At 58.4% G+C, this 17657-nt stretch carries 14 protein-coding genes; 7 read left to right on the top strand and 7 right to left on the bottom strand.

The window, feature by feature from the left end:
* The first annotated feature begins 21 nt into the window (after positions 1-21).
* Together AB4P97_RS18500 and AB4P97_RS18495 are read left to right on the top strand one after the other, a co-directional pair.
* Complete coding sequence (locus tag AB4P97_RS18500) at positions 22-1386, top strand: DUF1329 domain-containing protein (RefSeq protein WP_042561013.1); 1365 nt, start codon at positions 22-24, stop codon at positions 1384-1386.
* 307 nt (positions 1387-1693) lie between these two features.
* Positions 1694-4426 carry a LuxR C-terminal-related transcriptional regulator gene (locus AB4P97_RS18495; RefSeq protein WP_042561012.1) on the top strand — a complete coding sequence of 911 codons (2733 nt, stop codon included), beginning with the start codon at positions 1694-1696 and terminating at the stop codon, positions 4424-4426.
* A 52-nt stretch (positions 4427-4478) separates the two neighbouring features.
* On the opposite strand, the gene AB4P97_RS18490 is transcribed toward AB4P97_RS18495, so the two are convergent.
* A complete protein-coding gene (locus AB4P97_RS18490; RefSeq protein WP_042562199.1) occupies positions 4479-5288 on the bottom strand; it encodes a PP2C family serine/threonine-protein phosphatase in 810 nt (269 codons plus the stop codon).
* 175 nt (positions 5289-5463) lie between these two features.
* Here AB4P97_RS18490 and AB4P97_RS18485 point away from each other — a divergent pair, with 175 nt between their 5' ends.
* Together AB4P97_RS18485 and AB4P97_RS18480 are read left to right on the top strand one after the other, a co-directional pair.
* Positions 5464-6108 (top strand): MBL fold metallo-hydrolase, encoded by a 645-nt coding sequence (locus AB4P97_RS18485; protein WP_042561011.1) that lies wholly within the window; start codon positions 5464-5466, stop codon positions 6106-6108.
* Positions 6109-6224: 116 nt separating this feature from the next.
* Positions 6225-6956, top strand: coding sequence for an OmpA family protein (locus tag AB4P97_RS18480; RefSeq protein WP_042561010.1), 732 nt, complete (start codon positions 6225-6227; stop codon positions 6954-6956).
* Between the two features lie 251 nt (positions 6957-7207).
* On the opposite strand, the gene AB4P97_RS18475 is transcribed toward AB4P97_RS18480, so the two are convergent.
* Positions 7208-7642: a YhcB family protein gene (locus tag AB4P97_RS18475; RefSeq protein WP_042561009.1), complete on the bottom strand. Its 435-nt coding sequence runs from the start codon at positions 7640-7642 to the stop codon at positions 7208-7210.
* 144 nt (positions 7643-7786) lie between these two features.
* Between AB4P97_RS18475 and AB4P97_RS18470 the strand changes: the two genes are divergently transcribed.
* The 3 genes from AB4P97_RS18470 to zapE all read left to right on the top strand — a co-directional run bounded on the left by AB4P97_RS18470 (position 7787) and on the right by zapE (position 10981).
* Positions 7787-8416: an alpha/beta hydrolase gene (locus AB4P97_RS18470; protein WP_042562198.1), complete on the top strand. Its 630-nt coding sequence runs from the start codon at positions 7787-7789 to the stop codon at positions 8414-8416.
* A gap of 24 nt (positions 8417-8440) precedes the next feature.
* Positions 8441-9796, top strand: a complete 1356-nt coding sequence (locus tag AB4P97_RS18465) for a tryptophan--tRNA ligase (RefSeq protein ID WP_042561008.1) — start codon at positions 8441-8443, stop codon at positions 9794-9796.
* A gap of 90 nt (positions 9797-9886) precedes the next feature.
* Positions 9887-10981 carry a cell division protein ZapE gene (zapE, locus tag AB4P97_RS18460; protein WP_042561007.1) on the top strand — a complete coding sequence of 365 codons (1095 nt, stop codon included), beginning with the start codon at positions 9887-9889 and terminating at the stop codon, positions 10979-10981.
* A gap of 60 nt (positions 10982-11041) precedes the next feature.
* On the opposite strand, the gene AB4P97_RS18455 is transcribed toward zapE, so the two are convergent.
* The 5 genes from AB4P97_RS18455 to AB4P97_RS18435 all read right to left on the bottom strand — a co-directional run bounded on the left by AB4P97_RS18455 (position 11042) and on the right by AB4P97_RS18435 (position 17426).
* Positions 11042-12025, bottom strand: coding sequence for an asparaginase (locus AB4P97_RS18455; RefSeq protein ID WP_042561006.1), 984 nt, complete (start codon positions 12023-12025; stop codon positions 11042-11044).
* 67 nt (positions 12026-12092) lie between these two features.
* On the bottom strand, positions 12093-13301 hold the full coding sequence (locus AB4P97_RS18450) for a hypothetical protein (protein ID WP_395601445.1): 1209 nt from the start codon (positions 13299-13301) through the stop codon (positions 12093-12095).
* Between the two features lie 15 nt (positions 13302-13316).
* Positions 13317-14204, bottom strand: a complete 888-nt coding sequence (locus AB4P97_RS18445) for a nitrilase family protein (protein ID WP_261735996.1) — start codon at positions 14202-14204, stop codon at positions 13317-13319.
* A 196-nt stretch (positions 14205-14400) separates the two neighbouring features.
* Complete coding sequence (locus tag AB4P97_RS18440; protein ID WP_395601444.1) at positions 14401-16350, bottom strand: FAD-dependent oxidoreductase; 1950 nt, start codon at positions 16348-16350, stop codon at positions 14401-14403.
* Between the two features lie 179 nt (positions 16351-16529).
* Entirely contained in the window at positions 16530-17426 is an 897-nt protein-coding gene (locus AB4P97_RS18435) for a GlxA family transcriptional regulator (RefSeq protein ID WP_196304183.1), read from the bottom strand.
* Positions 17427-17657 lie beyond the last annotated feature (231 nt).

The raw sequence follows: 17657 nt of genomic DNA, 5'->3' as shown, positions 1-17657 counted from the left end.
CATTTCAGGACGAACGAATTTATGAAAATAACAAAAAGTCTGTTCCACGCCGGTGTTCTGGGTCTGTCGCTGCTGGCGACCGGCGTCATGGCCGCAGTGCCTGCTGGCGAAGCGGACAAGCTGGGCAAGAGCCTGACCCCGATGGGCGCAGAAATGGCGGGTAACGCCGATGGCTCGATCCCGGCCTGGAAGCCGTTGCCGAAGAATGCCGGTGCGGTCGATGCGCGTGGTTTCCTGTCCAACCCTTACGCCAGTGAGCAACCGTTGTTCACCATCACCGCCAAGGATGTCGACAAGTACAAGGACAAACTTGCGCCGGGCCAGTACGCGATGTTCAAGCGCTACCCGGAAACCTTCAAGATGCCGGTCTATCCATCGCATCGCGGCGCTACCGTGCCGGATGAGGTGTTCGCCTCCATCAAGAAAAACGCCACTACCACCACGCTGGTGTCGGGCGGCAACGGTCTGGAAAACTTCGAAACGGCTGTGCCGTTCCCGATTCCTAAAACCGGCGTCGAAGTCATCTGGAACCACATCACCCGCTATCGTGGCGGCAGTGTGACGCGTCTGGTGACCCAGGCCACGCCGCAACCGAACGGCTCGTACAGCCTGGTGTATTTCCAGGATCAGTTCGTGTTCCGCGACAAGATGAAAGACTACGATCCGGCGAACCCAGGCAACATCCTGTTCTACTTCAAGCAGAAAGTGACTGCGCCGGCACGTCTGGCCGGTGGTGTGCTGCTGGTGCACGAAACCCTCGACCAGGTTAAAGAGCCACGTTCGGCGTGGGTCTACAACGCCGGTCAGCGCCGTGTGCGCCGCGCACCGCAAGTGTCCTATGACGGCCCGGGTACTGCGGCGGACGGTCTGCGTACCTCCGACAACCTGGACATGTTCAACGGCGCGCCGGATCGCTACGACTGGAAGCTCGAAGGCAAGAAAGAGATGTACATCGCCTCCGACAGCTACAAGCTCGACGATCCGAAACTGAAATACGCCGACATCATCAAGGCCGGCCACATCAACCAGGATCTGGCGCGTTACGAGCTGCGCCGGGTCTGGCACGTGGTTGCGACCCTGAAGGAAGGTCAGCGCCACATCTACGCCAAACGTGACTTCTATATCGACGAGGACACCTGGCAAGCAGCGGTTATCGACCATTACGACGGTCGTGGTCAGCTGTGGCGTGTGGCCGAGGCGCATGCCGAGAACTACTACGACAAACAAGTGCCGTGGTATGCCCTGGAAACCCTCTACGATCTGCAATCCGGCCGCTACCTGGCGCTGGGCATGAAGAACGAAGAGAAGAGTGCGTATGACTTCGGCTTCACCGCGACCACCAGCGACTTCACCCCGGCCGCTCTGCGTCAGGAAGGTGTTCGTTAAACCGCTGTAAACCCGAGGCCGCATCCTCGTGAAAACGCCCCGACTGGTTCGGGGCGTTTTTTTTTGATCATTTTTGTACCGCCTTGTGTAGGCGCTACCGCAGGCTGTGATCTTTGATCCTGCTTTGGATTCAGAAACATTCTCGTCAAAAGATTGCAGCCTTCGGCAGCGCCTACAGGATTTGGCGTGCAGGTCGTTGTAGCCTTTTTGTAGCCATTTGTAGCAACTACCTTCATAACCGGTTCGTTTAAGGCTAGTCTGCGGACATCTGCAACGCCGCCAACAGCAATTCGAACAAGAGCCGGCCATGACTGATCTGTCCCCACTTCCGGGTCCCGCAAGCGTTGCCGTCGCGGCACTGGACGGGCGTTTTTTTCGCCCGCCGCTGCCTGACGGACACGTATTGCGACCGCGCCTTTGCGAGCGCCTGCAAGCAGGACTCGGTGGGCGGCTGTTGCTGGTCAGCGCCCCCGCAGGCTTCGGCAAGAGTTCGCTGGCCGTGGAGTTTTGCCAAAGTCTGCCGGCGCATTGGCAAAGTCTCTGGCTGGGCCTGAGCCCTCGGGACAGCGACCCCGGTCGCTTTCTCGAGCGCTTGCTCGAAGGCCTGCAAGACTATTTCCCCGAACTGGGCAGCCGCGCGCTCGGCCTGCTGAAGATGCGTCAACGCCACCAGCCGTTTGCCTTTGAAGAATGGCTCGACGGTCTGCTCGACGAGCTGGCGCAGCACCTTGATCCGGCGACACCCTTGTTGCTGGTGCTCGACGACTATCATCTCGCTCAAGGGCCGGTGCTCGACCGTTGCCTGCAGTTTTTCCTCAACCACTTGCCCGAGGGTTTGCTGGTGATGGTCACCAGTCGGCAGCGCCCTGACTGGCACCTGGCGCGCTTGCGACTGTCGCGGCAATTGCTGGAACTGCACGAGCAGGATTTACGCCTGACCCACGACGAAGCCCTGACATTGCTCGATCGCCACAGCACTTCATTGCGCGGCGAAGCGTTGGAAAACCTCATCCAGCGCAGCGAAGGCTGGGTCGCCGGGCTGCGTTTCTGGCTGCTGGCAGCATCCGAAGCCGGCAGTGAAGCCGCATTGCCGCAAGCGCTGAACGGCGGGGAAGGGCTGATCCGCGACTATCTGCTTGAAGAAGTCATCGATTGCCTGCCCATCGAAGTGCAATCGTTTCTCTACGACACCGCACCGCAGGAGCGCTTTTGCAGCGAACTGTGCGATGCCGTGCGCGAAGCCCATGACAGTGCCGAGATCCTGCGTTTCCTGCAGGCGCATCAAGTATTTCTGGTGCCGCTGGATGAACACGGGCACTGGTATCGCTATCACCATTTATTTTCCGACTTGTTGCGCAGTCGCCCGGTTGCACAGGCCATGGTGCCCACCGGAACGCTGCATTTGCGCGCCTGTCGCTGGTTCAATGCTCAGGGTTTACTCGATGAGGCCGTGGAGCAGGCGTTGCGTGCCGGCCACCTCGACGTCGCGGCGAATCTGGTGCAGAACCTGTCGGAGGAGCAACTGCTGGCCGAGCAGAATGTCGGCATGCTGCTGCGCTGGAAAATGGACTTGCCCGACAGCCTGTTGATCAGCACGCCGCGCTTGATCGTGCTGTACAGCTGGGCGCTGGGGCTGGCGTGTCAGCTCGATGCGGCCGAAGAATTGTCCAGCCATCTGAGCCGCTTCCTGCCGGCGCCATCGGCCACGGCGCAAAAGTCGATGCTGGCGCAATGGCTGGCGTTGAGCGGGATCATCGCGCGCGGACGCGGTCATCGCGAGTTGACGCTCAAATACTGCAGCGAAGCGCTCGAAAGTCTGCCGGCCAAGCGCTACGGCCAGCGGCTGATGTGCTTGTCGACGTTATCCAACCTGGCGATTGCCGACGGTGATCTGTGGCGCGCGCGGGGATTGAATCGTGAGTCCCTTGAGTTGGCGCAACGCGTTGGTAACCCGTTATTTGAAGCACTGGCGCATTATGATCGCGCCCGCGTTTTGCAGGCTCGCGGTGAAATTCTGCGTTCGCTCGATGAAGTCCATCAGGGCCTGGAACGGTTGCGCGGACTTTCCCCACAGCGCCTGTATGCCGTGCGCGCGCGGCTGACGTTGTACGAAGGTTTTCTGTTGGCGATGCGCTTGCAGCCGCAGCTCGCACGCGTGCGGTTATTGGCCGGGCTCGGTGAAGCACGGGCCTGTCGCGACATCAGCGTGTTGATCGGTCACTGCGTGATCGCGCGTCTGGATGGCGCCAGCGGTGAGTTCGCCAAAGCCTTCGCCGAACTCGCTGAAGCCGAACGGCTGATGCACATCTGGGACGTGCCGCCGATCTACTATCTGGCGATGATCACCCTGGTCAAATGTGAACTGTGGCTGGCCCAGGGCCGCACCGATCTGGCCGAAGCATGGCTGGCGCGGTTGGGCCAGACTTATACGGGCGAACGTGCGGCGGCGCCTCCGGAATTTCATCCACAACTGCCTTTGCATGTCGAACTGCAACAGGCACTGCTCGATGTGATTCAAGGGCAACCGATGCTCGCCGAAGGGCGCTTGAACGTATTGCACGAAAACGGCCAGCAAACCGGGCGTCAGTTGCTCAGCGTGATGGCGTTGACACAGAAGGTGGCGTTGCTGTTGGCGAGCGGGCGCGAAGCGGAGGCGCGCAAAGCGCTGAATCAGGCGTTGGAGGCAGCGGCCGGGGGCGTGCTGCAACCGTTCGAGGCTTTGGTCAAGGGACACGTGGACTGGTTGCGCGGACAATTGCTGACGTCGCCAACGCTGGCAGGACAGCAATTGCTGCAACACTTTCCGCCAGCCGCGCCCCGTCCGGCCGTGGAATCGAGTGCTACCGAACAGCTCAGCAGTCGCGAACTGGCGGTACTGCGGTTGATTGCTCAGGGCTGCTCGAATCAGGAAATCAGCGAGCAGTTGTTCATCTCGCTGCATACCGTGAAGACTCATGCCAGCCATATCAACAGCAAACTTGGGGTTGAGCGGCGTACGCAGGCAGTGGCGCGGGCTAAAGAGTTGGGGGTGTTGCAGTGACCGCCGTTTGACGCCTCTGGAGCAAGGAGAAACTTGAACCAGAGTTTGTCGTTCACTCTGTTCCGGCAAAGTCCGTGCGTTTTATCGAATTCTCACGCTGGAGAATTGAAATCAGCCCCAAGGCGCAATCATCTGCAGTTTCGCTGGCGATGGACTGTTGCAGGTGCTCGCTCAAAACAGCCTTGAATTTTTTTCCCGGCAACGTTGCATTCCACTCCAGCAGTTTTTGCACTGCCGGTGCGGGAACGCCGCTGGACTTTTGGTAAAGGCTTTCTGCTGTGCCGGCACTCATGATCGCCAAACCCGTCGGCGCTAAGACTGTCCCGCGGTACAGCCTGAGCTTCGATATCGCTTTAGGGTCATTCAGCAACGAGGTGGTATTGGTGAGCTCGTCATTTTCTGGAGGCGAAAGGGTCTCGAGTTGCCCGTCCGGATCAATCAGTGCAATGACGCCGACTCCCAAGTTGCCCGCCATATAGCGACCTTGTGAGTAAGCGACGAACGACAGAGTGCAGGCCAGATCGTTGATCTCGCAGCCGAGCTTAGCGGATTTGCGTCTGAACGCGTCCAGGCAACGATTGATCAGGCGCTGGGCTGCCTTGGCGTTGTGCTTTTCCATGTTCTGCCAAAGGCTTTCAAAGTTTTTGCAGACGTAGGCGAGTGTCGCGGTTACTGCGACTTGGGCGCCGATGTCCGAGCGGGCTCTGGAGCCAGCGCCGTCGGCCAAGGCAATGCATGTCACAGCGTTCGACTCTCTTGCCGCGACGTAGTCCTGGCAAGGTGCTTGAGTTTCCAGATGCGAGCGTCCTGCCACAGACGCGAAAGCGGTTTTACAGGTGAAGTCCAGCGTGAGGTCAGACATGGTGTCCTTAAGGGAAGGCGTCCATAAGAGGGCGCTTTTATCGACGAGCACGTGTTCCATTGGGTAGGGATTGACTACCTGCCGTCTTGTTTAGCAATTGGCTGGGCGCGAGGATAACCTATCGATTTTGCGGATCACAACCGCAGCGGCACGCCTTGGTATCAGGATCAAAATTATGCAAACCCCGAACACAGCCCTTATCCGCGAAACCTTCCCGGTCGGCCCTTTGCAATGCAACTGCACGATCATCGGCGATCCGATCACAAAAAAAGCCATCGTCGTCGACCCGGGTGGCAATCCCGACTTGATCATGGCCCGCCTCGATGCGCTGGGCCTGAAAGTGGTCAGCATCATCCATACCCACGCGCACCTCGATCACTTCCTCGCCTCAGGGCAGATGAAAGAAAAAACCGGCGCGACGCTGCATCTGCACAAGGAAGATCAGTTCCTCTGGGACAACCTCGAGATGCAATGCCAGATGTTCGGCGTGCCCTACGTTCCGGTGCCATCACCGGATCGCTGGTTGTCGGACGATGAGGAGCTGGCTTGCGGTTGCGGGGTGGCACTGCATACGCCGGGTCATACGCCCGGTTCCATGAGCTTTTGGTTTTCCGAGGCTAAGCTGTTGATTGCCGGCGACACACTTTTTCGTCGCGGGGTAGGGCGCACGGATTTATGGGGTGGCGATCAGGCGACCATCGTGCGATCGATCAAGCAACGGCTGTACACCCTGGACGAAGATGCAACGGTGGTTACCGGGCATGGTCCGGATACGCGTCTGGGTGATGAAATGCGCGAAAACCCTTTTGTGCGGGCGTAAATATTTTGTCATGGGTGGGCGGCGGAATTTTTGTCCATTGTCATGATCCAACGCCCGCAGAGGTTTATTGCCAACCGGCCGCTGCACCTCAGAATGCAGAAAAGTAGGAGCTCTTCATGTTCACCAAGCGTCGTTTGATTATTGTCGCTACTGCCGTGGCCTTGTTGTCCGGCTGCGCCTCGCCTAACCCTTATGACAATCAGGGCCAGGCCGACGGCGGCTCCCAAGGCATGAGCAAAACCGCCAAGTACGGCGGCCTCGGCGCTCTGGCCGGTGCACTGGCTGGTGCCGCTATCGGTCACGATAACCGTGGCAAGGGTGCCTTGATTGGTGCTGCCGTGGTGGGTGCTTCGGCGGCCGGTTACGGTTACTACGCCGATCAGCAAGAGAAGAAACTGCGTGCCAGCATGGCCAATACCGGGGTTGAAGTGCAGCGTCAGGGCGATCAGATCAAACTGATCATGCCAGGTAACATCACGTTCGCCACCGATTCGGCGAATATCGCCTCCAGCTTCTATCAGCCATTGAACAATCTCGCCGGCTCCCTGAAGGAGTTCAGCCAGAACCAGATCGAAATCGTCGGCTATACCGACAGCACCGGCAGCCGCCAGCACAATATGGACCTGTCCCAGCGTCGTGCGCAGAGCGTGGCGACCTACCTGACGTCGCAAGGTGTCAGCGGTGCCAACCTGTCGGCCCGTGGCGCCGGTCCGGATAATCCGATTGCCAGCAACGGCGACGTCAATGGTCGGGCACAGAACCGTCGCGTTGAGGTCAACCTGAAGGCGATTCCGGGCCAGCAGTATGGTGCTCAGCAACAGCCGGGCACGGTTCAGCAGTATCCGTAACTGATTGCCTGAATGAAAAAATGCCCGATCCTGTGATCGGGCATTTTTTTGTGGCCGGTGCTGGCTCCATCGCGGGCAAGCCCGCTCCCACAGGGTTATGTGTGGAACACGGATTTTGTGTACACCAAAGAAACCTTTGGGAGCGGGCTTGCCCGCGATGGGGCCGGTGCATTCACCGTAAAATCCTCAGGCACAAAAAAGCCCCCGGACAACGGAATTGTCCGGGGGCTTTTGCTTGTCGCTGCGACTTATTACTTCTTCAAACCATAATGCTCATCAAGCATGCCTGGCGCGTTCGGAGTCTTCGGCGCGTAATCGCGTGGCGGCTCCTGATCGCGCGGTGGCGTCAGACGCTCGCGCGGGGCCTGCACCGATTCAGAGTGCAACGAGGCGAGCAAGCGCTGGCGAGTCTGCTCGTCCAGGGCCAGACGATTGGCACCCTCGGCGAGATGATCCTGCACTTCCTGATAGCTTTGGGTCAGTTTCTTGACCAGCATCGCGGTGCTGTTGAAGTGGGTGACCACTTCGTTTTGATAACTGTCGAAACGCTCCTGGATATCATCCAGTTGACGCTGCGTACGGCTCGGCGCAGCGTTCGGCGCAACGCGCGCGATCAGGAATCCAATGGCGACACCCACAACCAGGGCAAGAGTCGGTAACAACCAAACTAAGAGCGAGTGTTCCACGAGTCCTTCCTCTATAAACGGCTTTGCTTTACGTTAACGGCTCGAACCTGCGCTGTATACCGCGATTCACTCGCAATAGATTGGCACAGACAATTTGCTAGACGAGTCGACCCGATTCGAGGTCACGGAGTTCCTTCCTTGCTGATGCGTGAAACCCCTGTAGTGATTGATGGCCCAGTCGGCCAAATTGAAGCTCTTTACCTGGATAACGAGCAGCCGCGCGGCATCGCGCTGATCTGCCATCCGAACCCGGTGCAGGGCGGCACCATGCTCAACAAGGTCGTCTCGACCCTGCAGCGCACGGCCCGCGACGCCGGTCTGATCACCCTGCGCTTCAATTATCGCGGCGTCGGCGCCAGCGAAGGTAGCCACGACATGGGCACCGGTGAGGTCGACGATGCTCAAGCCGCCGCCGCATGGCTGTTGGAAAAACACCCGAATCTGCCACTGACACTGTTCGGTTTCTCCTTCGGCGGATTTGTTGCAGCAAGTCTCGGCGGCCGTCTCGAAGCCCAGGGCGTGCAACTCAAGCACCTGTTCATGGTTGCGCCGGCGGTGATGCGTCTGGGCGAGCAGGATCAACTGCCAGCGCATGTCGAGTTGACCGTGATCCAGCCGGAAACCGACGAAGTCATCGATCCGCAATTGGTCTATGACTGGTCGGACGAACTCCAGCGCCCCCATGAGCTGCTGAAAGTGGCAGAATGCGGACACTTTTTTCATGGCAAGTTGACCGATCTCAAGGATCTGATCCTGCCGCGTCTCTCGAATTGATTGCAGTCTGACAAGCGATTACCCATGACGAACCGTACCCGCATCCTCACCGGCATCACCACCACCGGCACGCCACACCTTGGCAACTACGCCGGCGCCATCCGTCCGGCGATCCTCGCCAGCCGCGACAGCAATGCCGATTCGTTCTACTTCCTGGCCGACTACCACGCCCTGATCAAATGCGATGACCCGCTGCGCATCCAGCGCTCGCGTCTGGAAATCGCTGCGACCTGGCTGGCCGGTGGCCTGGATGTCGACCGCGTGACCTTCTACCGTCAGTCGGATATCCCGGAAATCCCCGAGCTGACCTGGCTGCTGACCTGCGTCGCCGCCAAGGGCTTGCTCAATCGTGCGCACGCCTACAAGGCCTCGGTGGACAAGAACGTCGAAACCGGTGAAGACCCGGATGCCGGCATCACCATGGGCCTCTACAGCTACCCTGTGCTGATGGCCGCGGACATCCTGATGTTCAACGCGCACAAGGTGCCGGTCGGTCGTGACCAGATCCAGCACGTGGAAATGGCCCGCGACATCGGCCAGCGTTTCAACCACCTGTTTGGTCAGGGCAAAGAATTCTTCACCATGCCTGAAGCACTGATCGAAGAAAGCGTGGCGACGTTGCCTGGCCTCGACGGTCGCAAGATGTCGAAGAGCTACGACAACACCATTCCGTTGTTCTCCAGCGCCAAAGAGATGAAGGACGCGATCTCGCGGATCGTCACTGACTCCAAAGCGCCAGGCGAAGCCAAGGACCCGGACAACTCGCACCTGTTCACTCTGTTTCAGGCCTTCGCTACTCCAGCACAGGCTGACGAATTCCGCAGTGAACTGCTCGGTGGCCTGGGTTGGGGCGAGGCGAAGAACCGCCTGTTCCAGTTGCTCGATAACGAATTGGGCGAGGCGCGCGACAAGTATCACCAGTTGATCGAGCGTCCGGCGGATCTGGAAGACATCCTGCAGATAGGCGCGAAAAAGGCCCGTGCCGTGGCAACGCCGTTCCTCAACGAACTGCGTGAAGCCGTGGGCCTGCGTTCGTTCGTCAATCAGGTTCAGGTGGCTGCGACCACCAAGAAGAAAGCCGTAAAAGCCGCACGTTTCGTCAGTTTCCGCGAGGACGACGGCAGTTTCCGTTTCCGTCTGCTGGCGGCCGATGGCGAGCAATTGCTGCTGTCGCGCAACTTCGCTGATGGCAAAACCGCTGGCCAGGTGACCAAGCAACTGCAATCCGGTCAGTCTCTGGACGTGCGCAGCGAAGACTTGAGCTTCAGCGTGTGGCTGGAAGGCGAGTGCATCGGCGACAGCCCGGCATTCGCTGACAGCACGGCGCGGGACGCGGCCATCGAGGCCCTGCGCATCGCGTTGACCCCGGTACAGGAATAATCAGCGGCTCGGCCCGACCAAGGGCTGATTGCCATTCCCATGGGCCGTCGCTACAGTGACGGCCCGTTTTTGTTGCCTTGCTAACGAATTATGACGCCCCTAGAACGATACCAAGCTGATCTGAAACGCCCGGACTTCTTCCATGACGCCGCGCAGGAAACTGCTGTGCGTCATTTGCAGCGCCTGTACGAGGATCTGATCGCCGCCGATCAGAACAAGCCGGGTCTTTTGAGCAAGCTGTTTGGCAAAAAGGATCAGACGCCGGTCAAGGGTCTGTACTTCTGGGGCGGCGTGGGTCGCGGCAAGACTTACCTGGTCGACACCTTCTTCGAAGCGCTGCCGTTCAAGGAAAAGACCCGCACGCACTTCCACCGCTTCATGAAGCGTGTGCACGAAGAGATGAAAACGCTCGGCGGCGAGAAAAACCCGCTGACCATCATCGCCAAGCGTTTTGCGACTGAGTCGCGGGTCATCTGCTTCGATGAATTCTTTGTCTCCGACATCACTGATGCAATGATCCTCGGCACGCTGATGGAAGAGTTGTTCAAGAACGGCGTGACCCTGGTCGCGACCTCGAACATCGTTCCCGATGGTCTGTACAAGGACGGCCTGCAACGCGCGCGCTTCCTGCCGGCCATTGCGCTGATCAAGCAGCACACCGAAATCGTCAACGTCGACAGCGGCGTCGACTATCGTTTGCGTCACCTCGAGCAGGCGGAACTGTTCCACTATCCGCTCGACGAAGCCGCTCACGAAAGCCTGCGCAAGAGCTTCAAGGCACTGACACCGGAATGCACGGCGGCGGTGGAAAACGACGTGCTGATCATTGAAAATCGCGAGATCCGCGCCCTGCGCACGTGTGATGACGTGGCCTGGTTCGACTTCCGCGAACTGTGCGACGGCCCGCGCAGCCAGAACGACTACATCGAACTGGGCAAAATCTTCCACGCCGTGCTGCTCAGCGGTGTCGAGCAGATGAGCGTCACCACCGACGACATCGCTCGCCGCTTCATCAACATGGTCGACGAGTTCTACGACCGTAACGTGAAGCTGATCATCTCTGCTGAAGTCGAATTGAAGGATCTGTACACCGGCGGGCGCCTGAACTTCGAGTTCCAGCGCACGCTGAGTCGCCTGCTGGAGATGCAGTCGCACGAATTCCTGTCGCGGGCCCATAAGCCTTAAGCAGATCTCGAATTCAGAAAAAGGGCCTGCAATTGCAGGCCCTTTTTTTTGCGCGTTTGGTTAACCGGTTTGATCGAGGTAAGACGCCAGATGCTCTTGCTGTCGGCACCCGACCAGCAGCCAGAGCAAAATCCTCGCTTTGCGCGGGCAGGTGAACCCTGCCATCACAGCACCCTTGCGCTGCAAATCGATTTCGCTGCCCTCAAAGCCGTAGGTTGACCGTGCCGTGGAGCCACAGCCGGTGCGTGTCGCGATGATTACCGGAATGTGTCGGGCGATGGTTTCGATGACTTTGGCCCAGTGTGCGGACACATGTCCGGCACCGAATCCGGCGATCACCAGCCCGTCATAGCCCAGCTCGACGACATTTTCCAGCAGCAGACTGTCCGCAGAGAGCGACGCTTCCAGCAAGGCGATCGTCTGGTTGGTGGTTTGCGGCAGGGGCAAGACCTGACGTGCAACAGGCGGCTGCAAATAACGCACAACGCCTTCCATTAGAATGCCGGCCGGACCGGTCACAGGCGATGCGAACGCGTGCAGCGCCATGGAATCGACTTTGCGCACGGCGCTCGCCCGGTGAATCTGCCCGTGGATAACCACTTGGGCGCCGCGTCCCCGACTGCTTTGCGCCAGTGCGACGCGGCCGGCATCCAACAGGTTTGCCGGGCCATCGGCACCCGCCTGTGCCGCCGAACGCATGGCGCCAGTCAGCACCAGCGGTTCGTCGTGGTCCCACAGATAATCAAAAAAAGTGGCGGATTCCTCTAGCGTGTCCGTGCCTTGAACAATGATGACGCCTGCCGCACCTTGATTGATCTGAAAGTTCGCCCAGCACAACACGCTCAGCAGATATTCGAAATCAAGTGAGGCGCCGGGCAATAGTCCGAGCGTCTCTACAGTCAACTGCGCAAGTGTTTTCAGTTCCGGCACCGTGTTCAGGAGCGCCTCGCCTGACACCGATGGAACGACGCCTTCGCCGCTTTGAAGCGATTGCATGCTGACAGTACCGCCGAGTGCGGCAATCGCCAGTTTGGGCAAGTCCATGTGATACCTCGCAAAGGAAACCGGCGGCTCCTGAATCGAATTCAAGCGCCAGCCGGGAAGGGGGACGTCAGTGGCTTGCCAGCCAGCCGACGAGCGGAAGGATCAGCAGCGTGCTGATGGCCATGGACAACACATTCCCAATGAAACCGTGCATGTGCCCCGGCACTCGTTGCGCAAGGGCGCAAGCCAGCGGTGGGGCGATCAGGGCACCGAGCAATGCGCTTGAGACAATCACTTGCCAGTCGCCGCCGTAGGTCAAAATAGCTGCCGGAACGACTGAGACCAGCGGCACATAGGTCGGGTACCAGCCTCGGGCTATCCATTGTTTGCGCCAGATCAGCACGCCCAGTGCCGAGGTCAATGCCTGGCCCGCCAGTAGTTGTGGCAACAAACCGGTGCCATAGACAGGGCTCATCGGGTTCAGGGTAAACGCCAGCAATGCGCCGACGATCAGCCCGAGACTGGCCCATTCATTGCCGAAAAAAGGCGCTTCGGAGAAGTCCGCCAAGACCCGGCGAATGCTCCAGACCACACCATAATCGGGAGCCTTGGCGGTCACCGGGATGCTGGCCTCCTCGGCGACCTGTTCGGGCGCCGCGGATGTCACCAGACTCGGTATGTAGCGGCAGAGTACGAAGGCGCCGATGCTGGCGATTGCCATGCCCGATACATTGCCGATCACCACGGGCAGGCCGAGGGGGTTGCAGACGTAATTCACAATCAGCATGCACATGGGCGTCACGAAAAGGGCTCCCATGATTGCGCCATTGATCGCGACCTTCCAGCCACCCCCAAACATCAGAACCATGGCCGCGGGCAACGACACAAATGCTGCAAACGTTGGCTGCCAGCTTGTGGCGGTGACGGTCCAGCCCCACACGAGATTGCTCAGTACCAGGCCAAGCAAAGAGCTGGTAACGAGCCACGGCCATAGTCCGCTGCCATAACAGATGGTAAAGCCTTGCCAGGATTTTCCCGTTCGATTCGCCCAGTACCCCAGATAAGCACCTGCCAGAAGGCCAATGGATGCGAACTCGTGTTTATAAAATGCCACCTCACTGATATCTCCCAACACCCAGCGCAGCCAGGCGGTCGGCTCGGGAAGATTCGAGACCATGTGGCCGTAATCCGGCCAGCGTGCTGACCAAAGTGAGTGATTGTTCATCGAGAGCCAGAAAATCAGCGCTGTAGCACTCAGCAGCAACCCAATGATCATGCTGTCGAGCATTGTTCTGGCGGCGACTTGTTTCCGTGGTTTTGCGTGGATAGTTCCCATTGCTTGGCCCCCCGGTTAGCGCGGAAGGCACGGATGCTCGGTGTAGCCGAGCATTCGGTCGTAGACATCGCAGCGACGATCCCGATGGAGGTCGTTCAAGTCATTCCAGATAGGCGCGCTGCGAGCGCTGGTCAGGTCAATATCGGCGTAGAGAATTTCCTGCTGGTCGGCAGATGCCACGCGGCCGATCGGCCAGCCGTTGGTGCCGGCGATCAACGAACATCCAAGGTATCGAGCGCCGCGCTCTTCGCCGATTCGACTCGCCGCCGCGATAAACACATTGTTGACATGCGCGGCGGTCATGGTCAGATACGAGGCCATGCATTTGCCGGCATCATCGAACAACGGTGGCGGAGTCCAGACCCAATTGTTGAGGCTGCAAATGATGTCTGCGCCTTGCTGGCTCAGGATCCTCGGGACCTCGGGAAACCAGATGTCCCAACAGATCAGCAATCCAATGCGACCGATAGGCGTGTCAAAGACCGGGAATCCCGAGTCGCCGGCAGTGAACCAGAGCTTTTCCAGGTTCCAGAGATGAGCCTTGCGGTACTTGCCGATAAACCCGTCAGGTCCCACTAGCACGCCAGTGTTGTAAAGCCTCGATCCCTCGCGCTCGGTCAGCCCGGCTACCAGATAAACCTGATGATGACGGGCGAAATCTTCCCAACTGCCAACACTCGGCCCGTCTGGAACCGCTTCGGCATGGTCAAACGCATCCTGCCGGTTCTGAAAGAAATAACCGGTGTTGGTCAGCTCGGGCAAAACGATAAGGTTTGCACCGTTATTAACCGCTTCCAGCGCCAACTCCAGGCTGGTACTCAAGTTTGCCGCGCGGTTTTGCGTGCCGACCTGCGGATCGAATTGCACGACCGCAACACGAACGGGGCTTGTGGACTCACTCATTTTTCATGACCTCTTATTATTGTTTTCACGCCGTTGAATGGCGGGGTCATAAGAGTCGAGTCGGGAGCAAAGCGTAAGTCGGCGGTTTCCGGTTAAGTTGTAGGCCTTCTCCTAGGAAGCGTAGTCCTGCGTTAACGCAAGGTCCTCGGCCTGCTGCCGGGACCCTTCGTGAACAGTGGATGGCGTGCTCAGAAAGTCAGGTGGCGTGGTGAAAATGCGGGTAGTCATCCATGGTGAAGCCGCCGTTGAAACGCGCATCGGTCTTGTCGCAAATATGAATGACTGCATCGACGGCACCGCGAAAGCAGGGCTCGGTCCAACCGGCATCAACCGAAAATGACTCCCCCGATAGATACAGGCCCGAAGCCTTTGAATAGTCTCGGTTGTATTTCAGCAGGCGGACGGCATCGTGGTAAGTCCCGGGACGGTAAAGCTTGGCGCACCCCAACGAATTTTTATCGGTCATCCAGCGCTGTACGACGGCTTGTTGCAGGCCAATGTACGGGGAAATACGTTGTTGAATATTGCTGGAGTTCATGAGGATTCTGTCCAGTTCTTCTGCGCACTTTGCGATCAGTTCTTTGTCGCTGAAGCAGGAAAGTTTGGTTGCGTCGTCCTCCCAGGTGTAACTCAAAAGAATGCAGTCGTAGCTGTAGTTCTCGTTGTAGCGGTAGGTATAAACGTCATGGATAAAGCTGTCCGTGACAATCGCTTGGGGAATGTTGGTATTGCCCGACAGAAAGGATTTTTTCAGCGGTGCGAAGACCTTGCAGCTGGTTTCCCAGTGCGCGGTTTTGTACGCGTTAATCGTTTCGAACGGCAGCATCTGAGGCGTGAAGTCTTCCAGCTTGACTCGGGTCTCGATCAACCATGAGGGTAGCGTCATGATCACTGAATCAAAGTCATTGAAGTGTTCCTGGGCCAACTCGGGCTGGCTATGTTTGCGGTTGAAATAGACGCGGATTTTTCCGCTGCCGAGTTTTTTCAATCTGCTGACGGCGCAGTCGGTCAACAGGCCTTCACTGCTTTGCTGGCAGTGCTCATAAAACGATTGGGTGGACTCGTCGGGCTTCATGAACATCAGGCATTCACTCAGCGCAGCGAGCCCCAGATAGCGTGGTTTATCAAACTGCAGGCCAGTCGAATCGAAAACCGCATTGCTGTTCACAAGGGGTGAGTCAGGCAGCGGGTCGCCTTGTTCATCCACTCGGCCATGCACTAATTGCAAATGGCTGCTGAAACCAAATATGGCGGTGCGCATAGGATATAACGCGCACACGTCATAGAAGGCTCCCCAGCTACCGTCGCCAATCCCGATGGCATAGAAAATGGCCGACTCCTTTGCCGACATGCCCATCCCGCCAAAGTCACCGGGGGCGTCGCGATTCCAGCGCTGCAAGGCAGGCATGCCAACCAGTTCGCGGAAGGATACGGCGTGGTATTTTTCGACGATAGCGGCCCAGGCGGCTTCCCAGTCCTCGCCCGCGTACATTTCGGCGACATGCCGGGTCATGCGGTCGGCGAAAGCTCTCCACTTGGCGTGCACCGCTTGCAGTTCATCGCTGGGAGGCGGCGTCTGGCCGTCGGTATTTTTCCAGATCAGCATTTGCGGTGCAGCTTCGGTCGCCAGACGGCCCTCGCGCAGGTAAATGCCGGTTGATTTGACCCATTGGCTGCCAGGGTTGGCGAATTCCGACAGCGACAAGTCAAAGGTCTTCGCGTAGTAGGCCATGAGCGATCGACCCTCAGTCGGCAACTCGCCTTCGCGGTTGAACAGAGGCATGCGCATCGCGCCCATTTCAAACGGGGTATGACTCGCGCTGGATTGAGGGCTTCCCGGAACGGTCAGGTGTCTGCCGCCTATGCGGGAGGATTGTTCGATCAGCGTGATATGCCTGAAGCCGCAGCGCAGCAACTCTCGGGCGGCTGTGAGACCGGTGACGCCAGCGCCAATGATGCAGATCCGGTGTTGTGGGTCAGTGGCGCGAGCGATGCCGTTTTTTTGCTCGACCAATGCGCGATAGTCAAAGCACAAGTCAGGAGGATTGGGAAAGCGGGGCTTCCATTTGGATGGCGTTGAGCGTTTTTTGCGAACCTCAACGCCAGCGGCTTGTGATGGGTAGTTGTAACTGGATCCGATGGTCACTGTTCATCTTCCTTGATGCGATGTGCATGTGAAGGAGTCTGTACGGCGAACCTATGTATGGACAGTCGTAAAAAAGGTCGGAAAGCCGATCTGTTTTCGCTGGTTTATGTGGGAAAAAACACGCCAGGAGCCGTCCATGTGAAAGGGCTACTCGCACATGGACGTCTGTCTGATTGTGTTTATGCAGCCTGCTGAAACTGCTGCCGATACTGGTTTGGCGACAATTCGGTGTGCTGGCGGAATAGTCGCGCGAAGAAGCTCGCATCGTCATAACCGACTTCATAACTGATGGTCTTGATGCTCTTGCGGCTGGCGGACAACAAGCCCTTTGCCGTTTCGATGCGCAGGCGTTGCAGATAGTGCAGGGGTTTGTCGCCGGTGGCGGTCTGGAAGCGGCGCATGAAATTGCGGATGCTCATGCCGTGCTCGCGCGCGACGTCCTCGAAACGAAACTTGTCGGCGAAGTGCTCTTCGAGCCAGTGCTGAATCTGCAGGATGATCACGTCCTGATGCAGCTTCTGCCCGCCAAAACCGATGCGGCCCGGCGAGTAGCTGCGCTGCACTTCGTAGAGGATGTCACGCGCTACAGCCTGTGCGACGTTGGCGCCGCAGAAGCGCTCGATCAAGTAGATGTAGAGGTCGCAGGCCGAGGTGGTACCGCCGGCACAGTAGAGATTGTCTGCGTCGGTCAGGTGTTTGTCCTGATTGAGGTAGACCTTCGGGAAGCGCTCGGTGAAAGCGTTGAAAAAACGCCAGTAGGTCGTAGCTTCCTTGCCATCGAGCAGGCCTGCCTCGGCCAGCCAGAACACCCCGGTGGCTTCGCCGCACAGGACGGCACCGCGAGCATGTTGCTCACGCAGCCACGGCAGGACTTGCGGGTAGCGGGTGCACAGCGTGTCGAAATCGTCCCAGAACGCCGGGAGGATGATGATATCGGTATTTTCCAGGCCGCCGTCCACTGGCATGACCACATTACTGAAGCTTTTCACCGGCTTGCCATCGGGGCTGACCAGACGGGTTTCGAACGCCGGAGTCAGGCCTTGGCCCAGTTGTTTGCCGTAACGCAGGCTCGCCACATGGAAGAAGTCCTTGGCTTGCATGAGTGTGTAGGCGAAAACCTGGTCGATCGCCAGGATGCTGACGCGCCGCAAGGGCGTGGAGACGTGCTTGGACATAATTCAACTTTTGTTTTGTTTTTATAAGGGAAAGTGGTCACCAGACGGCTGGATCGTCTTATTTTTTGTCGGATGTGTCCAGTGTCCTCTATCGGAGGGGAGGCTTAGTCTCTGAAGGACACAGCCCTCCAA

This window comes from Pseudomonas sp. A1230 (assembly GCF_044218825.1).
GTDB lineage: Bacteria > Pseudomonadota > Gammaproteobacteria > Pseudomonadales > Pseudomonadaceae > Aquipseudomonas > Aquipseudomonas iridis.
Note: the sequence above shows the minus strand (reverse complement) of the source record. Positions and strands in the feature narration are given on the sequence as shown.

Coding starts and splice junctions, on each gene's coding strand:
- AB4P97_RS18465 (WP_042561008.1), top strand. CDS start 8,441: ATGACGAACCGTACCCGCATCCTCACCGGCATCACCACCACCGGCACG.
- AB4P97_RS18455 (WP_042561006.1), bottom strand. CDS start 12,025: ATGGACTTGCCCAAACTGGCGATTGCCGCACTCGGCGGTACTGTCAGC.
- AB4P97_RS18445 (WP_261735996.1), bottom strand. CDS start 14,204: ATGAGTGAGTCCACAAGCCCCGTTCGTGTTGCGGTCGTGCAATTCGAT.
- zapE (WP_042561007.1), top strand. CDS start 9,887: ATGACGCCCCTAGAACGATACCAAGCTGATCTGAAACGCCCGGACTTC.
- AB4P97_RS18485 (WP_042561011.1), top strand. CDS start 5,464: ATGCAAACCCCGAACACAGCCCTTATCCGCGAAACCTTCCCGGTCGGC.
- AB4P97_RS18495 (WP_042561012.1), top strand. CDS start 1,694: ATGACTGATCTGTCCCCACTTCCGGGTCCCGCAAGCGTTGCCGTCGCG.
- AB4P97_RS18470 (WP_042562198.1), top strand. CDS start 7,787: ATGCGTGAAACCCCTGTAGTGATTGATGGCCCAGTCGGCCAAATTGAA.
- AB4P97_RS18490 (WP_042562199.1), bottom strand. CDS start 5,288: ATGTCTGACCTCACGCTGGACTTCACCTGTAAAACCGCTTTCGCGTCT.
- AB4P97_RS18480 (WP_042561010.1), top strand. CDS start 6,225: ATGTTCACCAAGCGTCGTTTGATTATTGTCGCTACTGCCGTGGCCTTG.
- AB4P97_RS18450 (WP_395601445.1), bottom strand. CDS start 13,301: ATGGGAACTATCCACGCAAAACCACGGAAACAAGTCGCCGCCAGAACA.
- AB4P97_RS18500 (WP_042561013.1), top strand. CDS start 22: ATGAAAATAACAAAAAGTCTGTTCCACGCCGGTGTTCTGGGTCTGTCG.